This window comes from Streptomyces sp. NPDC057424 (genome assembly GCF_042803315.1).
Classification (GTDB): domain Bacteria; phylum Actinomycetota; class Actinomycetes; order Streptomycetales; family Streptomycetaceae; genus Streptomyces.
Window position 1 is genome coordinate 34,665 of the sequence record NZ_JBHVCP010000038.1, and the last position, 22,176, is coordinate 56,840.

Annotated in this window: 20 protein-coding genes; 9 read left to right on the forward strand and 11 right to left on the reverse strand. The window is 72.3% G+C overall.

The annotated features are described in order from the left end of the window. Positions 1-65 precede the first annotated feature (65 nt). Entirely contained in the window at positions 66-950 is an 885-nt protein-coding gene (locus ACFU3E_RS26295) for a LysR family transcriptional regulator (RefSeq protein ID WP_384162996.1), read from the forward strand. Positions 951-1,056: 106 nt separating this feature from the next. On the opposite strand, the gene ACFU3E_RS26300 is transcribed toward ACFU3E_RS26295, so the two are convergent. The 4 genes from ACFU3E_RS26300 to ACFU3E_RS26315 all read right to left on the reverse strand — a co-directional run bounded on the left by ACFU3E_RS26300 (position 1,057) and on the right by ACFU3E_RS26315 (position 6,064). Further along, a complete protein-coding gene (locus ACFU3E_RS26300; protein ID WP_384162999.1) occupies positions 1,057-3,201 on the reverse strand; it encodes a putative bifunctional diguanylate cyclase/phosphodiesterase in 2,145 nt (714 codons plus the stop codon). Then, positions 3,198-4,010, reverse strand: a complete 813-nt coding sequence (locus tag ACFU3E_RS26305) for an SAM-dependent methyltransferase (RefSeq protein WP_384163002.1) — start codon at positions 4,008-4,010, stop codon at positions 3,198-3,200. Before ACFU3E_RS26305 ends, ACFU3E_RS26300 begins: the two co-directional genes overlap by 4 nt. A gap of 325 nt (positions 4,011-4,335) precedes the next feature. After that, the gene (locus ACFU3E_RS26310; RefSeq protein ID WP_384163005.1) at positions 4,336-5,325 is read right to left on the reverse strand and encodes an SCO0930 family lipoprotein; all 990 of its coding nucleotides are present in this window, start codon (positions 5,323-5,325) and stop codon (positions 4,336-4,338) included. Positions 5,326-5,617: 292 nt separating this feature from the next. Then, positions 5,618-6,064: a hypothetical protein gene (locus ACFU3E_RS26315; protein ID WP_384163008.1), complete on the reverse strand. Its 447-nt coding sequence runs from the start codon at positions 6,062-6,064 to the stop codon at positions 5,618-5,620. Between the two features lie 28 nt (positions 6,065-6,092). Between ACFU3E_RS26315 and ACFU3E_RS26320 the strand changes: the two genes are divergently transcribed. The 3 genes from ACFU3E_RS26320 to ACFU3E_RS26330 all read left to right on the forward strand — a co-directional run bounded on the left by ACFU3E_RS26320 (position 6,093) and on the right by ACFU3E_RS26330 (position 7,786). Next, positions 6,093-6,224: a hypothetical protein gene (locus ACFU3E_RS26320; protein ID WP_384163010.1), complete on the forward strand. Its 132-nt coding sequence runs from the start codon at positions 6,093-6,095 to the stop codon at positions 6,222-6,224. Positions 6,225-6,256: 32 nt separating this feature from the next. Continuing rightward, on the forward strand, positions 6,257-7,021 hold the full coding sequence (locus ACFU3E_RS26325) for a DUF4239 domain-containing protein (protein ID WP_384163013.1): 765 nt from the start codon (positions 6,257-6,259) through the stop codon (positions 7,019-7,021). 225 nt (positions 7,022-7,246) lie between these two features. Further along, positions 7,247-7,786 carry a hypothetical protein gene (locus tag ACFU3E_RS26330; protein ID WP_384163016.1) on the forward strand — a complete coding sequence of 180 codons (540 nt, stop codon included), beginning with the start codon at positions 7,247-7,249 and terminating at the stop codon, positions 7,784-7,786. A 112-nt stretch (positions 7,787-7,898) separates the two neighbouring features. Here ACFU3E_RS26330 and ACFU3E_RS26335 read toward each other — a convergent pair whose 3' ends face one another. Beyond that, complete coding sequence (locus ACFU3E_RS26335) at positions 7,899-8,384, reverse strand: hypothetical protein (protein ID WP_384163019.1); 486 nt, start codon at positions 8,382-8,384, stop codon at positions 7,899-7,901. A 350-nt stretch (positions 8,385-8,734) separates the two neighbouring features. Here ACFU3E_RS26335 and ACFU3E_RS26340 point away from each other — a divergent pair, with 350 nt between their 5' ends. Continuing rightward, a complete protein-coding gene (locus ACFU3E_RS26340) occupies positions 8,735-9,403 on the forward strand; it encodes a class F sortase (RefSeq protein ID WP_384163022.1) in 669 nt (222 codons plus the stop codon). A gap of 39 nt (positions 9,404-9,442) precedes the next feature. Here the strand turns inward: ACFU3E_RS26340 and ACFU3E_RS26345 are convergent, their stop codons facing one another. Together ACFU3E_RS26345 and lysX are read right to left on the reverse strand one after the other, a co-directional pair. Then, positions 9,443-10,288 carry a polysaccharide deacetylase family protein gene (locus ACFU3E_RS26345; protein WP_384163025.1) on the reverse strand — a complete coding sequence of 282 codons (846 nt, stop codon included), beginning with the start codon at positions 10,286-10,288 and terminating at the stop codon, positions 9,443-9,445. An 89-nt stretch (positions 10,289-10,377) separates the two neighbouring features. After that, positions 10,378-13,662, reverse strand: coding sequence for a bifunctional lysylphosphatidylglycerol synthetase/lysine--tRNA ligase LysX (gene lysX, locus ACFU3E_RS26350; protein WP_384163028.1), 3,285 nt, complete (start codon positions 13,660-13,662; stop codon positions 10,378-10,380). A gap of 90 nt (positions 13,663-13,752) precedes the next feature. On the opposite strand from lysX, the gene ACFU3E_RS26355 reads away from it, so the two are divergent. Further along, a complete protein-coding gene (locus ACFU3E_RS26355) occupies positions 13,753-14,214 on the forward strand; it encodes a universal stress protein (RefSeq protein WP_384163031.1) in 462 nt (153 codons plus the stop codon). A 131-nt stretch (positions 14,215-14,345) separates the two neighbouring features. On the opposite strand, the gene ACFU3E_RS26360 is transcribed toward ACFU3E_RS26355, so the two are convergent. After that, the gene (locus tag ACFU3E_RS26360; protein WP_384163034.1) at positions 14,346-15,500 is read right to left on the reverse strand and encodes a CapA family protein; all 1,155 of its coding nucleotides are present in this window, start codon (positions 15,498-15,500) and stop codon (positions 14,346-14,348) included. 221 nt (positions 15,501-15,721) lie between these two features. On the opposite strand from ACFU3E_RS26360, the gene ACFU3E_RS26365 reads away from it, so the two are divergent. The 3 genes from ACFU3E_RS26365 (at position 15,722) to ACFU3E_RS26375 (ending at position 17,726) form a co-directional block, all read left to right on the forward strand. Continuing rightward, positions 15,722-16,267: a sigma-70 family RNA polymerase sigma factor gene (locus tag ACFU3E_RS26365; protein ID WP_384163037.1), complete on the forward strand. Its 546-nt coding sequence runs from the start codon at positions 15,722-15,724 to the stop codon at positions 16,265-16,267. Between the two features lie 153 nt (positions 16,268-16,420). Next, positions 16,421-16,930, forward strand: a complete 510-nt coding sequence (locus tag ACFU3E_RS26370; protein ID WP_384163040.1) for a hypothetical protein — start codon at positions 16,421-16,423, stop codon at positions 16,928-16,930. Positions 16,931-17,081: 151 nt separating this feature from the next. Further along, entirely contained in the window at positions 17,082-17,726 is a 645-nt protein-coding gene (locus ACFU3E_RS26375; protein WP_384163043.1) for a zf-HC2 domain-containing protein, read from the forward strand. A gap of 153 nt (positions 17,727-17,879) precedes the next feature. On the opposite strand, the gene ACFU3E_RS26380 is transcribed toward ACFU3E_RS26375, so the two are convergent. From ACFU3E_RS26380 to ACFU3E_RS26390, 3 genes are all read right to left on the reverse strand, one after another. After that, complete coding sequence (locus ACFU3E_RS26380) at positions 17,880-18,743, reverse strand: Fpg/Nei family DNA glycosylase (RefSeq protein WP_384163046.1); 864 nt, start codon at positions 18,741-18,743, stop codon at positions 17,880-17,882. A 22-nt stretch (positions 18,744-18,765) separates the two neighbouring features. Then, positions 18,766-20,853 carry a SpoIIE family protein phosphatase gene (locus ACFU3E_RS26385; protein ID WP_384163049.1) on the reverse strand — a complete coding sequence of 696 codons (2,088 nt, stop codon included), beginning with the start codon at positions 20,851-20,853 and terminating at the stop codon, positions 18,766-18,768. A gap of 78 nt (positions 20,854-20,931) precedes the next feature. After that, complete coding sequence (locus ACFU3E_RS26390) at positions 20,932-22,134, reverse strand: DUF6777 domain-containing protein (RefSeq protein ID WP_384163052.1); 1,203 nt, start codon at positions 22,132-22,134, stop codon at positions 20,932-20,934. Positions 22,135-22,176 lie beyond the last annotated feature (42 nt).

Genomic DNA, 22,176 nt, shown 5'->3' on the forward strand with positions numbered 1-22,176 from the left:
CGTACAGCCGATCGGTCCAAGACATGGAGCGGCTTGAATCCATAGCCTGGGGCTATCGTGGGAGCATGCAGTTCCAGCAGCTCCAGTACTTCGTGGCCGTCGCCGAGACGCGGCACTTCACCCGGGCCGCCGATCTGGTCCATGTCGCGCAGCCGTCGCTGTCGCAGCAGATCAAGACGCTGGAGCGGGAGCTGGGTGCGGACCTGTTCCTGCGTGCCCGGGGCAACATCACGCTCACGGACGCCGGGGAGGCGCTCCTCCCGCTGGCCCGGCGCATCCTGGCCGACGCGGACACCGCGCGGCACGAGGTGCAGGAGCTGGCGCAGTTGCGGCGGGGGCGGGTGCGGCTGGGGGCGACACCGAGTGTGTGCACCGGTCTGCTGCCGGATGTGCTGCGGGCCTTTCACGACCGCTACCCCGGCATCCGGCTGCTGATCGAGGAGGGCGGCTCCCACGACCTGGTCCGCGAACTGGCGCGCGGCGCCCTGGACCTGGCCCTGGTGGTCCTGCCCCTGCCGACCCCCTCTCCCGCCCTCACGACGGTCGAGCTGCTGCGCGAGGATCTGGTCGTGGTCTCCTCGCCCGACGCCCCGAAACCGGGCCCGGGCCGGCGCACCGTGCGCATCGCCGACCTGGAGGGCGAACGCCTGGTGATGTTCCGGCACGGCTACGACCTGCGGGAGCTGACCGTGGCGGCCTGCCGGGCCGAGGGGTTCGAGCCGGACTTCGCGGTGGAGGGCGGCGAGATGGACGCGGTGCTGGGTTTTGTGCGGGCCGGGCTGGGGGTTGCCGTTGTGCCGCGGATGGTGGCGGCGAGGTCGGGTCGTGGTCTGCGGGTGACTCCGCTGGCCAGACCCGGCCTCCACCGCACGATCGCGCTGGCCCACCGCAGCGATGTGGCCCCGCCGAGGGCGGCCAGAGAGCTCCAGCGGATGCTGCTGGAGCGCTGACCTTCCCGGAGCGCCGTTGCGTGCCATCGCCGTTCGGGGCTGCGGCAGCGTCGCGGCCGGTCGCGCAGTTCCCCGCGCCCCTACAGGCGTTGCCCCCAGAAACCCCCTAGCCCGTGGCGTCCACCAACGCCAGTTCGTGCAGCCGCTCCGGCGGGCCCGGCCGCGCGTAGTACCAGCCCTGGGCCGTGTCGCAGCCGAGTACGCGCAGCTGTTCGGCCTGGGCTCCGGTCTCGACGCCTTCCACCGTCACCGCCAGGTCCAGGCTGTGGGCCAGCGAGACGATGCCTTCGACGATCTTCAGGTCGACGGGGTCCGCCGGGAACTGCTGCATGCTCTGGGTGAAGGACCGGTCCAGCTTCAGGATGCTGACCGGCAGCCTGCGCAGGTTGGCGAGGTTGGAGTACCCCGTCCCGAAGTCGTCCAGGGCGATGTCGACACCCATCTCGGCAAGCCGCCGCAGGGGCTTCAGCAGATCGTCGTCCGCGCCGATCAGCGCCGACTCCGTGACCTCCAGGCACAGCGCGTCCGGCTCGACGCCCGTGCGCTCCAGGATGTCGATCGTGTCCTGGACCAGCCCGGGATGCGTCAACTGGCACGGCGACAGGTTCACGTTGATCCGCAGCGGCCCCACCGCCTCGACGCCACCGTGCAGTTCCCGCCACTCGCGGGCCTGGCGCACCGACTGCTCCAGGACCCAGCGACCCAGGGGCACGATCAGTCCGGTGTGCTCCGCGAGCGGGATGAAGCGGTCCGGCCCGAGCACCCCGTGCTGCGGGTGCAGCCAGCGCACCAGGGCCTCGGCGCCCCGGACGCTGCCGTCGCCGAGATGCACCAGCGGCTGGTACTCGATGAAGAACTCGCCCCGCTCCAGGGCCGTCGGCAGCGCCGTGGTCAGCCCGTGCCGGGTGATGACCCGGGCGTCCGCCTCCGGATCGGCGAGTTCGAAGCGGTTGCCGCCCGCCGACTTGGCCCGGTACATGGTGATGTCCGCGCTGCGCAGCACCTCCGCCGGGCTGCGTTCCCCGGCCGGGCCCTCGACGATGCCGATGCTGCCGCGCACGGTCAGCTCCCGGCCGTCGACGCTGATCGGCGCGAGCAGCGCGTTCATGATGCGCCCGGCGAGTTCGTCGACCTCCCGCTGGGTGTCGGACCCGGTGGTCAGCGCCACGAACTCGTCGCCGCCGAGCCGCGCGACCATCTCGCCGGGCGCCGTGGCGCAGGACTGCAGCCGGTCGGCGACCTCCACCAGCAGCCGGTCGCCGGCCGCGTGACCGAGACTGTCGTTGACGGTCTTGAAGCCGTCGAGGTCCAGGTAGCACAGCCCGAAGCGCTGGCCTTCCCCGGCGCCCAGTGCCTTCTCCAGGCGCTCGAAGAAGAACGTGCGGTTCGGCAGCCCGGTCAGCGCGTCGTGGGTGGCCTCGTAGCGCAGCCGCAGGTTGAGCAGCCGCCGCTCGGTGGTGTCCTCCATGAGGGCGAGCTGGTACTGCGGTTCACCGTCGGCGTCGCGCAGCAGGGAGACCGTCAGGTTGGTCCACAGGACGGTTCCGTCGGGGCGGTAGAACGCCTTCTCCAGGTGGTAGTGCTCCCGCTCGCCGCGCACGAGTTCGTCGTAGAGCCGCCAGGTCTGCGGAGCGTCGTCGGGGTGGGTCCACTCCCGGACGTTGCGGCTGCGCAGCGCATGCTCGGAGACCCCGAACATGCGCAGCAGCGCACCGTTGACCTGCAGTATGTTGCCCTCGAGGTCGGCCATGCCGATTCCTATGGCCGCGCCCTCGAAGACGGCGCGGAAACGCGCCTCGCTCGCGTGCAGGGCCTGCGCCACCACGCCCTGCGCCTGGAGGGCGGCCTGCGCGATGGCCTCCTGCTCGGCCAGGGTCCGCTCGCGCAGCGCCCGGGCGAAACCGGCGGCCATCGCGTGCTGCAGCCGCGCGCACCGCGCCCGCAGGCCCTCCTGGTCACCGTCGCCGCCGCAGTACAGGACCAGGTAGGCGTCGACGCAGTCCAGGGTGCGGCTGAGCGCCTCGGGGTCGGTGCAGTGCGCGTCCACCAGAGCGGCACCGACCGCCCTGCCCGCCTCGGAGTCGAAGGTCCGGGCCAGCAGCCCCTCGCTCAGCCGCCGGGCCAGGGGCAGCAGTTGCCCCTCGAACTCGGGGCGGGTCGACGACGTCGAGGTCACCGGGAAGACGGCCCGGCTCCAGATCGTCGCGAACCGGCGCAGTCTGTCCTCCGGCCCGTCCGGTTCCGCGATCACGCCGTACGCCCCACGCCCGCGAACCCGGAGAACGCATACGGATCCTCGTCCTCCGATGCGGTGTCGGGCCGCCAGCGCGGCATCGCCACCAGTCCGGGTTCCACCATGTCGTACCCCTCGAAGAACCGCGCGATCTCCTCGCGCGAGCGCATGATCAGCGGGTTGCGGATGTCCTCGTACACGTCCACCGCACCCCCGGCCCGCTCCGGAGGCAGCGGAATCCCCTCGTAGGAGGCGTGGGTGAGCACGAGCAGGCTGCCGGGCGCGAGCGCCTCGCCCAGTTCGGCCACGGCCCCGTACGGGTCGTCCTCGTCTTCCACGAAGTGCAGTATGGCAACGAGGAGCAGTGCCACTGGCTGATTCAGGTCGATCAGCCGCTCCACCTCGGGACTGCGCAGGATCTCCTGTGGCTTGCGCAGGTCCGCGGCGACGACACCCGCGTCGTCGTCGCCCTCCAGGACCGCCTGGCTGTGCGCCACGGCCACCGGGTCGTGGTCGACGTACACCACGCGCGCGCCGGGCCGGGCGTCCCGCGCCACCTCGTGCACGTTGCCGAAGGTGGGGATGCCGGAGCCGATGTCCAGGAACTGCGAGACGCCCTGGTCGGCCGCGTAGCGCACGGCGCGGCGCATGAACGCGCGGTTGGCCTGCATGATCTTGGGGAGTCCCGGCATGAACTTTATGGCCCTGCGGGCCGCTTCCCGGTCGACCTCGAAGTTGTGCGATCCGCCCAGGTAGTAGTCGTACATCCGGGAAACGCTGGGCACCGATATGTCGATGCTCCGTGGGGCCCAGGCGGGACGCTCCATCGATCTCTCCAAGGCGTAGGCGATCCGGTGTTCGAGCAGAGGCTACTGATCGCCCGCCAATGGAGCGACCCGAAACGGAAATTGACCATCCGTTCCCGGTCACTGCCTGCGGCACGTGCCGAATTGATACCCCTCCGCATGTCCTTCGAACGTATGACGAACAGTGTCCGCGGCATTCCGGAGAGTTCCGGTCCGGAAGGGGAAGAGTGTGAGGAATTCGATGAGTTCAGGGGATGCACGGCAAATCGGTCCGCCCCTCCGTGTGGCACGGAGGGGCGGACCGATCGGTACTGCCGGGTGGACGATCAACCCTGGGGAGGCACTTCTACTTCTCCGACGCGCCGACCGGCTTTCCGTCGGGTCGGATGGCGTACCAGGTGCCGCCGACACCCTGGCCGTTGGTGTCACCGGCCTTCTTGTCGCCCGCGAAGGTGTAGATCGGGATGCAGTCGATGGTCTGCTGCTTGATGCCGTCAGGGCGGTCGAAGACGACGTAGCCCCGGTTGGGAGTGGACCCCTGAAGGTCGATCCCCTTGGTGTCCTTCTCGTCGACCGGTGCGATGACCGGCCACTTCTCCAGGCAGTCCCCCGTGCACGCGGTCTTCATCGGCCACTGCGAGTCCTTCATGAACCGGTAGACCGTCATGCCGTTCTTGTCGATGACGATCTCGCCCAGCTTGGGGTCGTTGCGGGTGGACAGCCCGGGCAGCGCCTCGGCGCCACCGCCGGCCGCGCCGCCCTGCGCCTTCTTGCCGTCGGGGGCCAGCGCGTACCACTTGCCGCCCACCCCCTGGCCCTTGACGTCACCGGCGTTGACGTCCTTGGCGAAGCGGTAGGCGGGCCAGCCGCCGACCGTGAGCTGCTTGGTGCCGTCGGCACGGGTGACCGAGCCGAGCAGCGCCTTGTCGATACCCTCGCCGGCCTCGGCGTCGTCGGCCGGAACCGGCGGCCAGGTCTTGGCGCAGTCGCCGTCGCAGTTCGACTTGGGCGGCTGCTCGGTGTCCTGGTCGAACCGGTACAGGGTGAGACCGAGACTGTCGGTGACCACCTTGCCGACCTTCTCGGCGGTGGAGACGGACAGCTTGCCGGCGGGGTTGGACGGGCTGGAGGGGCTCGGCGCGGCCGGCTGGCCGGTCGCGGCGCCGCCTGCTCCGGTCCCGGTGCCCGCACCGATGTTTCCGTAGTCCCCGGGCGCGGCCGTGGCGCCCACGTTCTGGCTGGCCGCCGGTGGGCTGTCCTGACCGCACGCCGTCGTCAGCGCCAGGACCGCCGCAGCGCTCGCCACGAGTGAGGCGCTCCGCCAGGAGGTCTTCATCGTCAACTCCCCATAATCGCAAGGGTGTTGCAGCGCCCTGCTGCGCCGCCGCACGACCATGAGTACGCACGGGGGCGGCGATTGTGTTCAACGGCCGGTCACATTTCTTTTCCGGGACCCGGGGCGAGCCCGTTTCTCCTCGCGCAGACGTGCACATCGAGCCCCCTGTGGGCGACCGCCGATCAAACCAGTGACACCCGGATATCCCTCTTTCGGGGCAATCCCCTTGCGCTGGGGCACGTCCGGGCGGCACAGGGCTCATGATCTTCGTCGTGCATGGACCCCTCTCGACTCAACCCGCCCTTGCGGCACGGGCCTTGGCGGCGGCGGCGCTGGCCTGGGCGCTCGTCGGCGCGCCGGCCGGGGTCGCGGTGGCCGACGCCTGCGCGTACGCCTCGACGGGGCCGGACGGCACCGAGGCGGTGGCGTACGCCGGAAGCAAGAAGACCTGGCCGACCAAGCCGCCGTGCCCGGCACCCACGCCGAGCCCCTCCCCCACGCCGACCCCACCGCCGCCGAAGCCGACGCCCCCGCCGAAGCCGACGCCGGACCCGCCGCCGCCACCCAAGCCCCCGCCCCCGAAGCCCCCGCCCACGGAACCCGCCCCCACGGCCAGACCCGAGCCGCCGCCTCCGCCGCCGGACACGCCGCGCCCGGCACCGCCCCCGCGCCGGCCGGCCCCGAGGCCCGTGCCGCCGGCGCCCGCTCCTCCGGCACCGGCACCGGCTCCGTCGGCCACCCCCGCGCCACGTCCGTCCGCGAAACCCGTGCACTACCCGCGCTACCGGGCCGCGCCGCCCCGGCCACGGCGGGCGAACAGCACACTGTCGCCGCTCACCTTCGTCCTGCTCGTCACGGTGCCCGCGGTGGTGGCCGTCGCCGCGCTGCGCGCGCGCTGAGCCCTGAAGCCCTGAAGCCCTGGAGGAACCTCTTGCCGGAATGGCTTGTTCTCACCCTCGCGATGCTGGCCGCCTGTGCCGTGGTGGTCATCATCACCTTCGTACGCCACCGCGCGGCGCCCGACGACGAGGACCCCAATGAGACTCCGGACGTCATCGAGTACATGACGATGTGGATCGGCGTGGTCTACGCCATCGTCCTGGGCCTGGCGATCGCCGGTGTCTGGGAGGGGCGCAGCGCCGCGCAGGACCACGTCCAGGCCGAGGCGACCGCGCTGCACGAGGTCTCGGAGCGGGTACGGGTCTATCCGGCCGAGGAACGCGACCGCATCCGGGACGACATCCGGACGTATGTGAGCCATGTGGTGACCACCGAGTGGGACACCATGGCCGACAAGGGCGAGGTCACCGAGCGCGGCGCCGAGCTCTTCGGGCGGATCCGCCAGGACGTCACCGACTACGAACCGGCGACGGACTTCGAGGCCCAGGCCTACCAGCCGCTGCTGGACCAGGTGACCGCGGCGAACCAGGCCCGGATCGCCCGGGCGGAGTCGACCGGGGAGACCATGCCGGGTGTGGTGTGGTTCGGGCTGATCGCCGGGGCCGTCGTCACCATCGGGATGATCTTCGCGCTGCAGATCCGCAGAACGGCACGCGAACTGGTCCTGGCCGGGCTGTTCTCGGCACTGATCGCCTTCCTGCTGTTCCTGATCTGGGACTTCGACTCGCCCTACAGCAGGGGCGTGACCGCCTCCGCGGACCCGTTCCTGAGCCTCTTCCCGGGCGTCGGGGACTGATGGCGCCTCGCACCACGGATCGCGGCGGAGGGACGCGCGACACACCGTCGCCGTCCCCCGGCCGCCCCAACGGCGTTCCCCCGGGCGGCCCACACCCGTGCCCCATTCGCGCTACTGCGATCGCGCCGCCGCGCGGGTCTTCTTAGCGTTTCGGGCATCGAGGTGCATTTGTGACGTGAGCGGAACAGGTCCGCGGCTGCTCCTCGGGGACCCGGAGGATTCCACATGCGCGCGATATGCGTCGCTTCGGCCGTACTGCTGGGCGCCGGCGCCCTCACCTCCTGCGTGCCCGCCGCCGACGCGGCGATCCAGACCGATTTCGGCTTCAGCGTCGAGCCCTCCACCGTCGCGGCGGGGGGTCAGGTCACCCTGCGGGTGGTACGCAACGAGGCGTGCCAGGGGGAGGCCGCGGTCAACTCACCGGTCTTCGACGTGGTCACCATCCCGCCGGAGGAGTCCTGGGCGACGGCCGTCGTCGACTGGGACGCCAAGCCCGGCGCCGTGTACGACGTGGAGTTCGAATGTGACGAGTCGAACGGCACAGCGCGTCTGACGATCGCGGGCGGCCGTCCGACGCACCACCCCACGCACCACCCCACCCTCCACCCGACGCGCCACCCCCACAAGGGTGTGCACGCCGGTGAGGGCGGCACCGTCGCCGGCTTCGACCTCAAGGAGATCGGCCTCGGCGCCGCACTGATCGCCGGGTCACTCGGCGTCGCCTACCACTTCTCGCGCCGCCGCACCGACGAGGACTCCGGCTGACACATCCCACGCCCGCAGGTCTTCGCCCCGGCTCCCCCTCACCAGGGGGAGCCGGGGCGAACACCGTTCACGTGCGGGACGACGACTCGTCGAAGAAGCGCGGAGCGAGGCGTCAGATACGCCGCTCGGCCCGGCGGCGCATCCAGAACACGCCGCCGCCGACGACCGCCGCTGCCACGAGACCACCGCCGATGGCCATGTCGGTCGGAGTGGCACCGGTGGTGCTGCTGCCACCGATACCGCCGCGGACACCACCGATGACGGTGAAGGCCTGCGGCTTGGTCATCTTCCTTCCGTTGCACTCGACCGTGATGTCGTACGGCCCCGGGCGGGCGTTGCTGTTGATGGTGGCGGTGCCCCTGGCCCTCTCGTTCGGGCCGGAGACGCGCGACAGACTCGTCGGCGAGAACGCTCTGGACGTCGCCGTACCACCGTTGCGGCAGCCGTCGACCGTGATGGTCAGCTGGCCGCCGCGGGCGATCACGCCCGGCAGGGCGACGATGTTGCTGGGCGTGTCCCACGCGACGGCCGCGGGGGCGGAGAGGCCGAGGGCGGCGACCGCTGCGCCGGCGACCGCCAGGGCACGAGTGTTACGCATGTGAACCTCCGCGGAAGACGCCCCGGGACCCGTCCCCGGTCGATCGGCGAGAAAGCGCCTCCCAGAAAGACAGTCAGTTGCCTTGCCGTGAGCCGCATTTCGGGAATGGTCCGTCCTGGTGAGAGAAGGCGGTGCGGGAAAACCGCACAATCGGCTATCGCCGCAGGTCACAGGCCGTCAGAAATTTCCTCAGGGCGGCAACTCGGATGGCGCACCTCCTCTCCCGGAAAGCCCCTTCCGGCCCCGCGCCACCCGTTCGCCCTCGCCCCGTCGCCGGTTTCGCGCCTGCCGCTTAGCGTTCTGCTATGCGCGATTGACACGGCGACGGCCGCGTCGAGAGGGGATGGCGAATGTCTGCGTCCGAGCTGGCCCAGGCGGAAGAGGAGGCGCGGCCGAGGAAGCGCGCCCCGTGGGGCGTGATAGCGCTGGTTCTGCTGACCGGCCTCGCCCTCATCCGGAACGGTTCGGGGGAGTTCGACGAGGGCCCGCCACAGCCGGCGACGGCGGCCGCGGCGGACAGCCGGGTCCCCGGCGGCACCTTCGCCGGAACCGTACGGCCCTTGCCCTACGCCCTCCCGGACCGGGTCAGGATCCCGGCGATCCAGGTCGACGCACCGATCATCCCCGTGGGCCTGGACGCGGACGGCTGGGTCGGCGCGCCGCCGCCGGAGGACCCCAACCTGGCCGGCTGGTTCACCGGTGCCGTCACCCCGGGCGAGAAGGGCACCGCGGTCGTGGTCGGGCACGTCGACAACCAGCAGGGCCCCGCCGTGTTCTACGGACTCGGAGCCCTGAAGAAGGGAAATCGCGTCGAGGTCGCCCGGCAGGACGGAAAGACCGCCGAGTTCGAGATCTACGGCATCGAGGTGTTCGAGAAGGACAACTTCCCCGGCGACCGCGTCTACGCGTCCAAGGGCGCGGCGGAACTGCGGGTCATCACCTGCGGTGGTGGTTTCTCCAAGCAGGAAGGCTACGCGGGGAATGTCGTCGCGTTCGCCCGCCTGGTCGAGGTGCGCTGAGCGCTCCCGGCCGGGCGGGCGAAAGCCCGACGGTGTCCCTCACGCGTAGCGCCGCCTGGGCACGGTGACGTGGTAGCCGGAGTCCAGCAGCTCGGGCAGATAGCGCCGCAGGGCCCGCACACTCTGCGAGCGGTCGCCCCCGGCGTCGTGCGAGAGCACCACGACACCGGGGGCGGCGCCGTGTTCGACCCGCTTCGCGATCGACCGGATCCCGGGAGTGGTCCAGTCGAGGGTGTCGAGGGTCCAGGCGAGCGGTTCCATGCCGAGTTCGGCGCCGATCTGGAGGGCGGCGCGGTTCCAGGCGCCGTAGGGCGCGCGGAACCACTCGGGGCGCTCCCCGTAGGCGTCCTCGATGACGTCGCTGGTGCGTTCCATCTGGGAGCGGATCTGCCGGCGGGTGAGGCGGGTGAGCAAAGGGTGGGACCAGGTGTGGTTCCCCACCACGTGGCCCTCGTCGGCCATCCGGGCCAGCAGCTTCTTGCTGCCGGCGACCATCTCGCCGCACACGAAGAACATCGCGCGCACGTCGTACTCGGCCAGGGTGTCCAGGATGTCCGGGGTGTAGCGGGGATCGGGCCCGTCGTCGAAGGTCAGCACCATGGTGCGGCCCCGGCCGGACACGCGCAGCAGCGGTTCGCGGCGGACCAGGGTCCGGCGGGGTGCGGCACGCGGCGGGCCGTAGCCGGTCAGGGGCTGCAGCCGGTACGCGGAGGACTTGACGGGGCGGCGGGCCTGGGGTCCCGCGGCCGGGGCGGAGGTGAGGGGTCCGTCCCCGGTGACAGCGGTGACCACTCCGGCCGTCGCGGCCGCTCCCACGGCGCCGGCGCCCGCGATCAACGCCCGGCGCCGGGTGAGCAGCCGGGTGAGCAACTGATCCTTCTTCATGACTCATCAGTCGCCCGGCGGAAGGCCGACGCACACGAGCAACACCGGGGTGGCGGCACACTTTCATCCGTTCGGCCCACGCAGGTGGGTCAGCGGCGGCGCACCAGAGGGAAGGGAAGGGTCTCGCGGATCGTCAATCCGGTGAGGAACATGACCAGCCGGTCGACGCCGATTCCGAGACCGCCGGTGGGCGGCATGGCGTACTCGAGGGCGTCGAGGAAGTCCTCGTCGAGTTCCATCGCCTCGGGGTCGCCCCCGGCGGCGAGCAGGGACTGGGCGGTGAGGCGGCGGCGCTGCTCGACGGGGTCGGTGAGCTCCGAGTAGGCGGTGCCGAGTTCGGTACCGAAGGCGACGAGGTCCCAGCGCTCGGCGAGGCGCGGGTCGGTGCGGTGCTGCCGGGTCAGCGGGGAGACCTCGGTCGGGAAGTCCTTGTAGAAGGTGGGCAGCCGGGTCTTCTCCTCCACGAGCCGCTCGTACATCTCCAGGATGACGTCGCCGTGGCCGTCGTCGGCGGTGTACGGCACGCCGGCGCGGTCGCAGAGCCGGAGCAGCCCGGGCAGTTCCGTGCCGGGGTGGATCTCCTCGCCCAGGGCCTCGCTGACGGCGCCGTAGACGGTCTTCACGGGCCACTGCCCGGAGATGTCGTACTCCTTGCCGTCCTTGTGGGCGACGGGCCTGCCGAAGGCGGCGGTGGCGGCGCCCTGGACGAGTTCGCGGACGAGGTCGAGCATCACGTCGTAGTCCGCGAAGGCCTGGTAGGCCTCCAGCATCGTGAACTCGGGGTTGTGCTTGTAGGAGACGCCCTCGTTGCGGAAGGTGCGGCCGAGTTCGAAGACCTTCTCCAGGCCGCCCACGCACAGCCGCTTCAGATACAGCTCGGGGGCGATGCGCAGGTAGAGGTCGAGGTCGTAGGCGTTGATGTGGGTGGTGAAGGGGCGGGCGTTGGCGCCGCCGTGGATCTGCTGGAGCATCGGCGTCTCGACCTCGAGGTAGCCGCGTTCCAGCAGGCCCTGGCGCAGGGCCTGGACGGCGGTGGAGCGGGCGCGGATCACCTCGCGGGCGTCGGGGCTCGCGACCAGGTCGAGATAGCGGCGGCGGACCTTGGCCTCCGGGTCGGCGAGGCCCCGGCGTTTGTCGGGCAGGGGGCGCAGGCACTTGCCGGTGAGCTGCCAGGAGGTGACGAAGACGGTCGGCTCGCCCTTGTCGCTGACGCCCGCCTGGCCGGTGACGGTGATGTGGTCGCCGATGTCGGTGTCGGCGGTGAAGCGGTCAAGGGCGGGCCCGGAGCGGTCGCGGGTGAGGGCGAGTTGGTGGTCGCCCGACCAGTCGCGCAGGACGACGAACACGATGCCGCCGAAGTCGCGGACCAGCATGATCCGGCCGGCGACGGCGACCTGCTCGCCCTGCCGGACCTCGGCGAGGGTGTGGGTGCGGGCCGGGATGCCCACCGGGTAGGGGTCGGTGCCGTCGGCGCGCAGCCGGCCGAGCTTGTGGTGCCGGACGCGGACCTGGTCGGACAGGCCGGAGAGGGGGTCGGCGGGCTCGGTCCCGTCCCCTCCGGCGAGGCCGAGCGCCGCCAACGACGGCAGCCCCTCCGTGGTGGCGGGCCGCTGCCCGCCCTTCGGGTGCCCCTTTCCCCACAACTTGCGCATCGACGGTACGGAGACGAAGCCCTCGGCGATGCCGGAGGCGAGGCCGACCCGGGCGAGGGAGGCGGCCTCCGCGTAGCAGAGGAAGCGGGGGTACCACCCGGGGTGGTACTTGGCGTTCGAGCGGTACAGGGCCTCCAGTTGCCACCACTTGGAGAAGAACAGCAGCAGACGGCGCCAGAGGCGGAGCACGGGTCCCGCGCCGATGCGAGCGCCCTCCTCGAACACGGAGCGGAACACCGCGAAGTTCAGCGAGATCTTGCGCACGCCCAGTTTCGGGGCGGCGGCGCACAGTTCGGCGACCATGAACTCCATGACGCCGTTGGGGGCGGCGCGGTCACGGCGCATCAGGTCCAGGGAGACGCCGTCCTTGCCCCAGGGCACGAAGGACTGGATGGCGAGGAGCCGGCCGTCCTGGTCGAGGGCCTCGGCGAGGAGGCAGTCGCCGTCGGCCGGGTCGCCGAGGCGGTCCAGGGCCATGGAGAAGCCGCGTTCGGTCTCGGTGTCGCGCCAGGCGTCGGCGCGTTCGACGAGCTGCCGCATCTCCTCCTCGGAGAGGGTGGAGTGGCGGCGGACGCGGCAGGTGACGCCCATCCGGCGGACCCGGTTGACGGCCTGACGGGTGACGCGCATGTCGCGGCCGTCGAGGTCGAAGTCGAGGACGTGCAGGATCGCTTCGTCGCCGAGCTGGAGCGCGCCGAGGCCGGCGCGGACGAAGGCCCGGGCGCCCTCTTCGGAGGCACCCATCACGGCCGGGACCCAGGCGTGGCGGCGGGCCACCTCCTGCCAGGCGGCGATGGCGTGCGGCCAGGCCTCCCGGTCGCCCACCGGGTCGCCGCTGGCCAGGCACACGCCGGCCTCCACGCGGTAGGTGACGGCGGCCTTGCCGCTGGGTGAGAAGACAGCGGCCTTGTCGCGGCGGGTGGCGAAGTAGCCGAGGGAGTCCTGGTCGCCGTAGCGGCCGAGGAGGGCGCGGATGCGGGCCTCCTCGTCGTCGTGCAGGGCGGCTTCCAGGCGCTGGGAGCGGAACAGGGTGGCTGCGGCGTTCAGCAGGGCGAGCGCGCCGAACAGGCCGAGCAGGAAGAACAGGGCGTGCGGCGGGCGGCCGTCGAAGCTGCCGGCGGGCACGAGGCCGCCGCAGACCCGGTTCGCGGCCCAGGCAAGGCGCTCGTTCCCGGGCAGGCTGCCCGGGAACGCCTCGACCAGGGCCCAGCCGACCAGGATCGCCACGGCCAGGCCCGCCACCAGGACGGCGAGGGCCCGGCGGACGGCGGCACGGCGGGAGGCGGCGTAGAACTCTCCGCGGGCGACGATCAGCAGGACCAGGGCGAGGCCGCACACCGCGAAGGAGGGGACGGACTCGGCGAACTCGCCGACGGCCATGCCGAGGATGTCGGTGAGGACCAGCAGGCCCAGGTAGACGACGACCAGCCACCAGGCGATCCTCTTTCGGGCGCCGGTCGCGGCGGCGAGCAGGAACAGGAAGACGGCGTAGGCGAGGTTGGCGCTGACCGGGACGAGCAGCAGGTCCAGGAAGCGGACGAGCGGGCGCAGTCCGGTGCGCAGCGGGGGGATCAGCGCCAGCAGGGCGCAGAGCAGACCGAGGGCCGCGAAGAAGACGGCGAAGCCCTCGGGGACCCGGCTCAGCGAGCCGTGCTCCCGGCGGGGCGGCCGTATCGCGCCTGAGGTGTCGTCGGCCGTCCCGGTGTCCGCGATGACGCTCATGCTTTCGACTCTAGGAACACCCGCGCCTCCTCGCCCGTCGAGCGCTCCCGCCCCGGCGGGGGGACCAGGGCGTTCCGATAGCCTCGCGGCGTGACGGAACAGCACTCCCCTCGGTTCGAGCGGGGCACGGACGGGCCGAAGGTGATCGTGGCCGGGGTGGACGGCTCCGACTCCTCCCTGCGGGCGGCGGCCTATGCCGCAGGCCTGGCCCGGCGGCAGCGCGCGCTGCTCGCCGTGGTGTACGTGCAGCCGGTGCTTGCGGCGGGCGCGGCGCTGGGGGCGCCGGTGCCCGGTGCGACGGACGAGATCGCCGAGGACCTGGTGGCGCAGATCCGGGACGCGGCCGAGCGGCTCAAGGGGATGTTCGAGGTCCGCTGGGAGTTCCACACGTTCCGCGGCGACCCGTACCACGGCCTGGTGACGGCGGCCGACGAACTCAAGGCGGACGCGGTGGTCGTGGGCGCCTCGGAGCAGGCGGGCCACCGCATCGTCGGCTCGGTGGCGGTACGCCTGGTGAAGGCGGGGCGGTGGCCGGTGACGGTGGTGCCGTAGCGGGGCCCGGGTCTCCGGTCGGCAGACAGGGGGCCCGCCGGGGCCCGAGGCCGCTGTGACGACTTCTCACGCCTTCGACGGGGGCCTTCCCGCGATGGCCGAAGCACGGTCCGGAGCGGCCGGAGCAGGCGCTACTCCCCCATCACCAGTCCGTCCCCGGCCGCGCCGCGGCTGAGCACGACGTCGCGGATCCGGTCCCGGACGGCCCGGACGTCGGCGCCCTGGGCGATCGCCCGGTTGAGGTTCACGACCCGGCCGGCGTCGACGTCGAAGAGCTGCGGGACGAACTCCGCCTTCGTCACCTCCCAGCGGTCGCCCGGTCGTGCGGGAGGTGCGAAGGTGAAGCGGCCGAGGGTGGACTGGTTGCCGCGCGGGTCCTTGGCGCCTTCGTGGTTGGTCATCTCGCCGGCGATCTGGTCGCCCATGCCGTAGACGACCCAGGTGCCGTTGACCTTCTCGTAGGCCTGCGGGACGTGCGCATGGGTGCCGAGGATCAGGTCGATGTCGGGGCGGCCCCCGGTGCGTGCGGTGGTGAGGTTCCGGGCGAGGGACAGTTGCCGGCCGTCCGGGGTGTCCTGCCACTCGGTGCCCCAGTGCAGGGAGACCACGACGACGTCGGCGCCCGCCCGGCGCGCGGCCCGGGCGTCCTCGATGATCCTGGCCTCGTCGATGAGGTTGACGGCCCAGGGCTGCCCGTCCGGGAACGGGAAGCCGTTGGTGTCGTAGGTGTAGGCGAGGTGGGCGATCTCGGCCGGGCCCGCTCGGAGGACCGTCGCCGTGCGTGCCTCCTCCTCGCTGCGTGCCGATCCGGCGTGCCGGACGCCCGCGCGGTCGAGGGCGTCGAGGGTGCGGCGGATGCCGTCGGCGCCGTCGTCCAGGGTGTGGTTGGAGGCGGTGGAGCAGCCGTCGTAGCCGGTGACGGCGAGGGCCCGGGCCACCTCGGGCGGGGACTTGAAGGTGGGGTAGCCGGTGTAGACGCCGTCCGCGCCGTAGACGGTCTCCATGTGGCACAGGGACACGTCGGCACGGGAGACGACGGAGCGGATCCCGGCGAGCATCGGCCGGAAGTCGTAACCGGTGCCGCCGGCGTCGAAGCGGGCCCGGTCGATGATCGAGCTGTGCGGGAGGACGTCACCGGAGGCGACCAGTGTGAACCCGCGGGGCCCGGCGGCGGCGTGTGCCGGGCGTCCGCGGTCGGGCTTCTCGGGGCCGCGGGCCTGGCAGGCGGCGCCTGCCGCGAGGACGACGGTCAGGGCCAGGGCGATCTGTCGACTGCGTGCGAGCATGCATTCACCCCACTGTGGGCGTTGTGGTCGTATTTACACACCATCAGGAAAGAAGGCATGCGGCGTCCCACGCGACTCCGACACGCTCATCAGCCCCTCCGGCACCCACATGGCCGGGCACCCGACCGTTCGTCGAACCGTTCGTCGACGCGATCGACCGTCCGCCGCACAGCCGGGTACGTGCCCTGTGCCGGGGCCACGCCCTGCGGTGGCATACGGCCATGACGGCCGGATCCACTCTCTCGAACGGAACGACCGCCGAGCACGAGCTCGCCGCACTGCAGCGGGAGCACGGCCGGCCCCTCTTCGCGCTGCTGCTGCGCCTCTGCGACGGCGACCGGCAGCGCGCGGAGGACCTGGTCCAGGAGACGCTGGTGCGCGCCTGGCAGCACCCCGAGGCCCTGCGCGCCGAGGACTTCGACTCCGTACGGCCCTGGCTGATGACCGTCGCACGGCGGCTCGCGATCGACGCCCGGCGCGCCCGGCAGGCCCGGCCGCCCGAGGTCGGCGACGCGGTGCTGGAGAACGCGCGGGTCATGTCCGACCACGCCGACCGGGCCGCGGCGATGCTCGACGTCCGCCAGGCTGTGAAGACACTCACTCCGGAGCACCGTGAAGTCCTGGTGCTCGTGTACTTCCAGGGGGCGAGTGTGGCGGAAGCCGCGGCGACCCTGGGGATTCCGCCCGGTACCGTGAAGTCCCGCGCGTACTACGCGCTGCGCGCCCTGCGCAGGGTGCTACCGGGATACGCCGCCGACCTGCGGTGAAACCAATGGATGGGTCAAGCCTCCGTAAAGCGCCTTGCCGATGACCCCGGTTGAGTAATCGGCTGTTCTCATCCGTGTTCCGGAGGGGGCCGTCAGCGTCCCCCGGGGCCCGGTGTCGGGCGACGCGCACGTACCGGAGGAAGGCAGGAAGGGATGCTGGACAGAGAGCAGGGGAGCACGGACGGTGCCGACGGCGAACTGACCGTCCCCATGGCATGGTTGTACGCCGAGTACATCGCCGACGAGCTGCTGCGGACCGGCGATCTGATGCCGCCGACGTCCTTCGAGTTCCGCGCCGGGCGTGATGCCCTGGCGCTGACCATCTTCCTGTCCGACACCGACGGGGAGCTGTCCGGTATCCGGGTCGTCACCCAGCTGGAGACGTGGCTGTCGCTGACCGCGTACGACCAGCCGTGGCAGGAGTGGGTACGCGAGCGGCTGGCCGAGCTCGCCGGCGCCGCCCGGCCGGGCCGCCCCGCGCCGGACCTGGGCCTCGCGGAGGAGGCCTGGCGCTGGTTGCAGGAGACGGAGCTGCTCGCACCCGATCTGAACGCGGTGCCGGGGGGCGCTCCGGTGGTCGGGGAGGACGAGGGGCCCAAGGTCTGGACGCCCGCCTGGCAGCTCGGACTGCCGCTGGGACACCTCGCGATCCATCTTTTTTAGATTTCTGCGGCCCCGGACCAATCCGGGGGCCGGAGGGCTCCGAATCCTTTGGTTGCGATTGTGTCACCGGCTTGAGTGATTCCGCTGCCTGGTCCGTACCGGTGGGAGCAAGGAGTAACCCCACCCGCACCCAACGGTACGAGGATTCGGCATGAGGTCCCTGGAGAGGCATCGCGACGTCGCGGCCTACGCGCTCGGCGTGCTGGACGAGGCGGAGGCCTTCCGCTTCGAGGACCACCTCATGGAGTGCCCTCGGTGCGCCGCAGAGGTGACGGAATTCGGCCCGACGGCACGGCAGTTGATGCTGTACCGGCGGTCGACGCCCCGGTTCGTGCACCCGATGGCGCAGCCCGGGCCGCGCATGCTGGACGCGCTGATGGCCGAGGTGGCGACCCGGCGCCGGGCCGGACGCAGGCGTCTGCTGTTCGCCCTGGCCGCCTCGGTGGTCTTCGCGGCATCCGTACCGGGCATCGCGATGATGGCCGAGGGCAGCGCCGAGGAGCCCCGGACCCTCGCGGCGACCGACACGCGCACGGGGGTGTGGGCGCAGGTCACCGCGGAGGACGAGGCCTCGGGCAGCCAGGTGGAGCTGAAGGTGAAGGGCGCCTCGGGTCCGCGCGCCTGCCACCTGGTGATCGTCGGACGCGACGGCACCGAGGAGACCGCGACCAGCTGGCACGGGCCCGGTCACGACGACCCCGTGATGGCCAGCTCCTCCCTGCATCCGGGGGAGATCGCCCGCTACGAGATCCGCTCGGCGGCCGGCGACGTCCTGTGGCAACTCCAGCCGAGCTGACCATCCGTCCGCCCCTCACCGACGTCGCCTTCCCCCCCTTCTCGTCGGCGCCTGCGCACCCGGCCCATGCGGCAGCCCGCCGGCCGGCTGCGGGACGACGCGACCATCCTGCTCTTCGGGTGGTCGCCGCCCTCCCGGTGACGCGGGCCCGGGTCACTTCAGCAGGCGGGACATCCTGCGGTCCGCCAGCGGCTTGCCGCCCGTCTGGCAGGTCGGGCAGTACTGGAGCGAGGAGTCGGCGAAGGACACCTCGCGGATGGTGTCGCCGCAGACCGGGCAGGGCTCGCCGGTGCGGCCGTGGACGCGCAGTCCGCTCTTCTTCTCGGCCTTGAGCCGCCCGGCCGCCACGCCCCGGCAGCGTTCGACCGCCCCGGTGAGCGTGTCGCGCAGGGCCGCGTACAGCCGCCCGGTCTCTTCCTCGCTCAGGGACGCCGCCAGTTTGAAGGGCGACATCTTCGCCGCGTGCAGGATCTCGTCGCTGTAGGCGTTGCCCACGCCGGCGATCAGGCTCTGGTCCCGCAAGGCGCCCTTGAGCTGCCGGCGTTCACCGGCCAGGAGTTCCGCGAGGCGCGGTTCGTCGAAGTCGTCGGCGAGCGGGTCCGGGCCGAGCCGGGCGACGCCCGGGACCTCCTGCGGGTCGCCCACGACGTACACCGCGAGCCGCTTCTGGGTGCCGGCCTCGGTCAGGTCGAACCCGGCGCCGGTCTCCAGGGCCACACGCAGCGCGAGAGGGCCCCGGCCGGGGCGGGGCGGGCCGTCGGGGAGGCGGTCCTTCCAGTGCAGCCAGCCCGCGCGGGCCAGGTGCGTCACCAGGTGCGGGCCGTCCGCGGTCCTGAGGTCGAGGAACTTGCCGTACCGGCGTACGGCGGCGACCTCGTGGCCCTCCAGCGCGGACAGGGGCGGTGCGTACGTCTTCAGGACGCTGATCGCCACGGGCAGCACGCGTACGATCTCGTGGCCGACGAGGTGCTCGGTCAGGAAGTCCTTGAGCGCCTCGACCTCGGGGAGTTCCGGCATAGGTCCAGAGTGCCACGCGGGGTCAGTCGTGGTCGGGCACCACGAACTCGCACCACACGGCTTTGCCGCCGCCCCGCGCCTCCACGCCCCACACGTCGGTGAGCAGCTCGACCAGGAGCAGGCCCCGCCCGGAGACGCCCGAGTCGCCCGCCTCCCGGCGGCGCGGCAGGGCGCTGGAGGAGTCCTCGACCTCGACGCGCAGCCTGCGTTCGGAGCCGGTGAAGGCCCGCAGGGTGACGACGGCGGAGCCCTCGGTGTGCATCAGGGCGTTGGTGATCAGCTCGTCGGCGACCAGTTCGATCTCGTCGGCGCGCTCGCCCGCTCCCCAGCCGGTGACAGCGGTGCGGATCATGTGCCGGGCCTCGGCGAGGGCCCCGGGGTCGCCGGGGGCCACGCGCCGCTGGAGCCGGCGGCCGGACCGCGGGCCCTCGGGGCCGCGCCGGCGCAGCAGGAGCAGCGCCACGTCGTCGTCGCCACCACGCTCGGCCGCCACGTCGATGAGCCGGTCGGCGAGGTCCCGCACGTCCTCGGGGCCGGTGTCGACGAGCGCGGTGAGGGTACGCATGCCGTCGTCGAGGTCGGCGCCGGGCTGCTCCACCAGCCCGTCGGTGCACAGCAGCAGGGTGTCGCCGGGGTCGAGCTCTATGGTGCCCACGGGGTAGTCGAGGCGGCCGAACTCGGCGGACAGGCCGAGCGGCAGCCCACCGGGGACGGTGATGCGGCGGCAGGTCCCGTCGGTGTGGCGCACCAGCGGGTCGATGTGGCCGGCCCGGACCATCTGGAGCACACCGGTGGACAGGTCGGCCTCCGCGTAGAGGCAGGTCGCGGAGCGGTCGGTGTCGAGCTCGTGCAGGAAGACGGAGGCCCTGGCCATGACGGTGGCCGGGGGGTGCCCCTCGGCGGCGTAGGCGCGCAGCACGATGCGCAACTGGCCCATGACGGCGGCCGCGTGCGTGTCGTGGCCCTGGACGTCGCCGATGACGGCGCCGACCCGGCCGCCGGGCAGCGGGATCAGGTCGTACCAGTCACCGCCGATGTCCCGGCCGACGGAGCCGCCGATGGTCGCGGCACGGTAGCGCACGGCGACGTCGGCGCCGGGCACACTCGGGATGGTCCGGGGCAGCATGGCCTGCTGGAGGCCTTGCGCGAGGTCCATCTCCTGCTCGTAGAACATGGCCCGCTGCAGGCTCTGCGCGATGCTGCTGCCGAGGGCGACGAGGATGTTGCGTTCTTCGGACGTGAACCCGTAGCGGTCGCTGTAGAGCAGGCCCATCGCGCCGATCGGCCGGGCCTGGACGATGAGCGGCAGATAGGCCGCCGAGGTGATGTCGAGGTCGGTGATGTGCGGCCACAGGATCGGGTAGCGCTCGGCGAACTCCTGCGGTGACTCGATGAAGCACGGGGCGAGGGTCCGTACGGCCTCGCTCATCGGGTAGGGCTCGTCGATCCGCGTCACGCGGGTGCCGGGCACGAAGCTGTCCGAGGGGCCCTCGGCGACCAGGCGGATGCGGCCGGCCTCGACCAGGCCCATGACGAGGCTGGTGGCGCCCAGGTGGGTGAGGCCGTGGGTGTCCTTGAGGACGTCGATGACGTCCTGGACGGTGCGGGCGTGGGCGAGGGCGGCCGTGGTGAGTTCCACGACGTTGGTCTGTTCCCGGCGGGCGTCGTCCTGGGCGGCCTGGTCGCGGCGGGCGTCGCTCTCGCCGAGTTCCCGGGTGGCGTCCCGGACGATGCCGATGATGCGGCGGGGCCGTCCGGTGTCGTCGCGGCGGATGTAGCCCTGGGTGTGGGTCCAGCGCAGGGTGCCGTCGCGGCGGCGGATGCGGAAGTAGGCGCCGTAGTTCTCGCTGCCGTCCTTCAGTGCCTGGGAGACCGCTGTGTCCAGACGCCGGGACTCGTCGGGCGGGACACGCTTGGCGAGGGTTTCCGGGTGGTCGTCGTACTCGTCGGGGCGCACGTCGAGGACTTCGTGGGCCTGGGCGTCCATCTGCATCAGGCCGGTGTCCAGGTCCCAGTCGAAGCTGCCCATCCGGTTGAGCGCGAGGATCGGGTCCGGGTGGGCGGGCCAGTCGTCCGGGAGGGACAGGGCGCTCGCTCCCCGATCAGCCATGGGCCCACCTTGCCAGGATTCGTCCGATTCTTCGACTGGATGTGCCGAGTGTACGAGCCGCTCCGCCGGATCGGGCCCTCAGTCGGGGAAGACGTCCGTGGGGCTGCCGGGGATGCGTGTGGCGGCCCGGTCACCGGGAATCAACCCGCCGCCGTCGGGCGGATCGGGGTTGTCCGGGACGGCGTCGGGTCCGACCTCGTCGGGGCCACCGGGGTCCTCCGGGGCAGCCGGCCGGTCGGGAAGCGGGGCGGTCTCGCCGGCCGGTGGCACGGCCGCGTCCATGTCCCCGCCCGAGTCCGTGTCCACGCCCATGTCCCCGTCCATGTCGGCGTCCGTGTCCGGGAGACTCACGTCCCAGGGGGACGCGCCGCCCGGGCCGGGGTCCGGGTACGGGTCCGTTTCCGGCGGGATGTGGGTCCGCCGCGGGGACGGCGGCCGGGCCGGCTCAGGGGGTCTGGTCGCCCAGGCCGGTGGCGGCAGGGCCCGGTCGTGGCGTACGTCGTGGCCGGTACGGCGTTCGATCCAGGTCCGGGCGGTGACGTCGATGATCGTGAAGTCGGTGAGGGCCCGCGGGGCGGGGGTCACGGCGACCACCCCACCGGGCCGGTAGCCGGGCCAGGGGGTGCCCCGGGTGACCGGCGTGCCGCGCAGCTCGCCCGGCGGGCGGAGCGGGTTGCCGCAGGCGCAGCGGACGCGCGGCACACCCCGGTCGTCGACCAGGACGGCGGTGCCGGCCTGGAGGACGGACTGGTAGCGGGTGATCCGTCCGGCCCGGAAGCCGTGGCCGGTGACGCGGGTGTCGGCGCGCAGCACGACCGGGGTCAGTGCGCGCACGCGGTCGGGGACGGACGCCGGGGAGATGCCCGCGACTTCGGCGAAGGCGCGGCCCCTTTCGGGGGCGCGGGTCAGGTGACCGATCTGCCGGCCGATGTCACAGCTGCCGGACCGCTCGGTGCCGCCGTACAGGCCGGGCGTTCCGCCGGAGAGGGAGCGCGGTCCGCTGGAGGCGGCGAGGGCCCGGCCGGCGCCGGCCGGTGTTCGCGGGCCGGGGGGCGGGGTAACCGCCGGGAGGGCCGTGGACCGCGTGAAGGGGTCGGGGCCCGGAGCGGCGGCCGGCTGGAGAAAGAGTTCACCACCGGTGCCCACGTCGTCGCCGCGGCGGGTGGTGTCGCCGTGACGGGTGGTGTCGCCGTGACGGGTGGTGTCGCCGCCGCAACCCGTGAGGAGGAGCGCCGCCGAGAGCACGCAGGCCAGGACGAAGGTCCCGGTGGGTGTCCGCACCTCGTCCTCCCGCTTCACTCGACCCGTTTCGGGCCATTCATC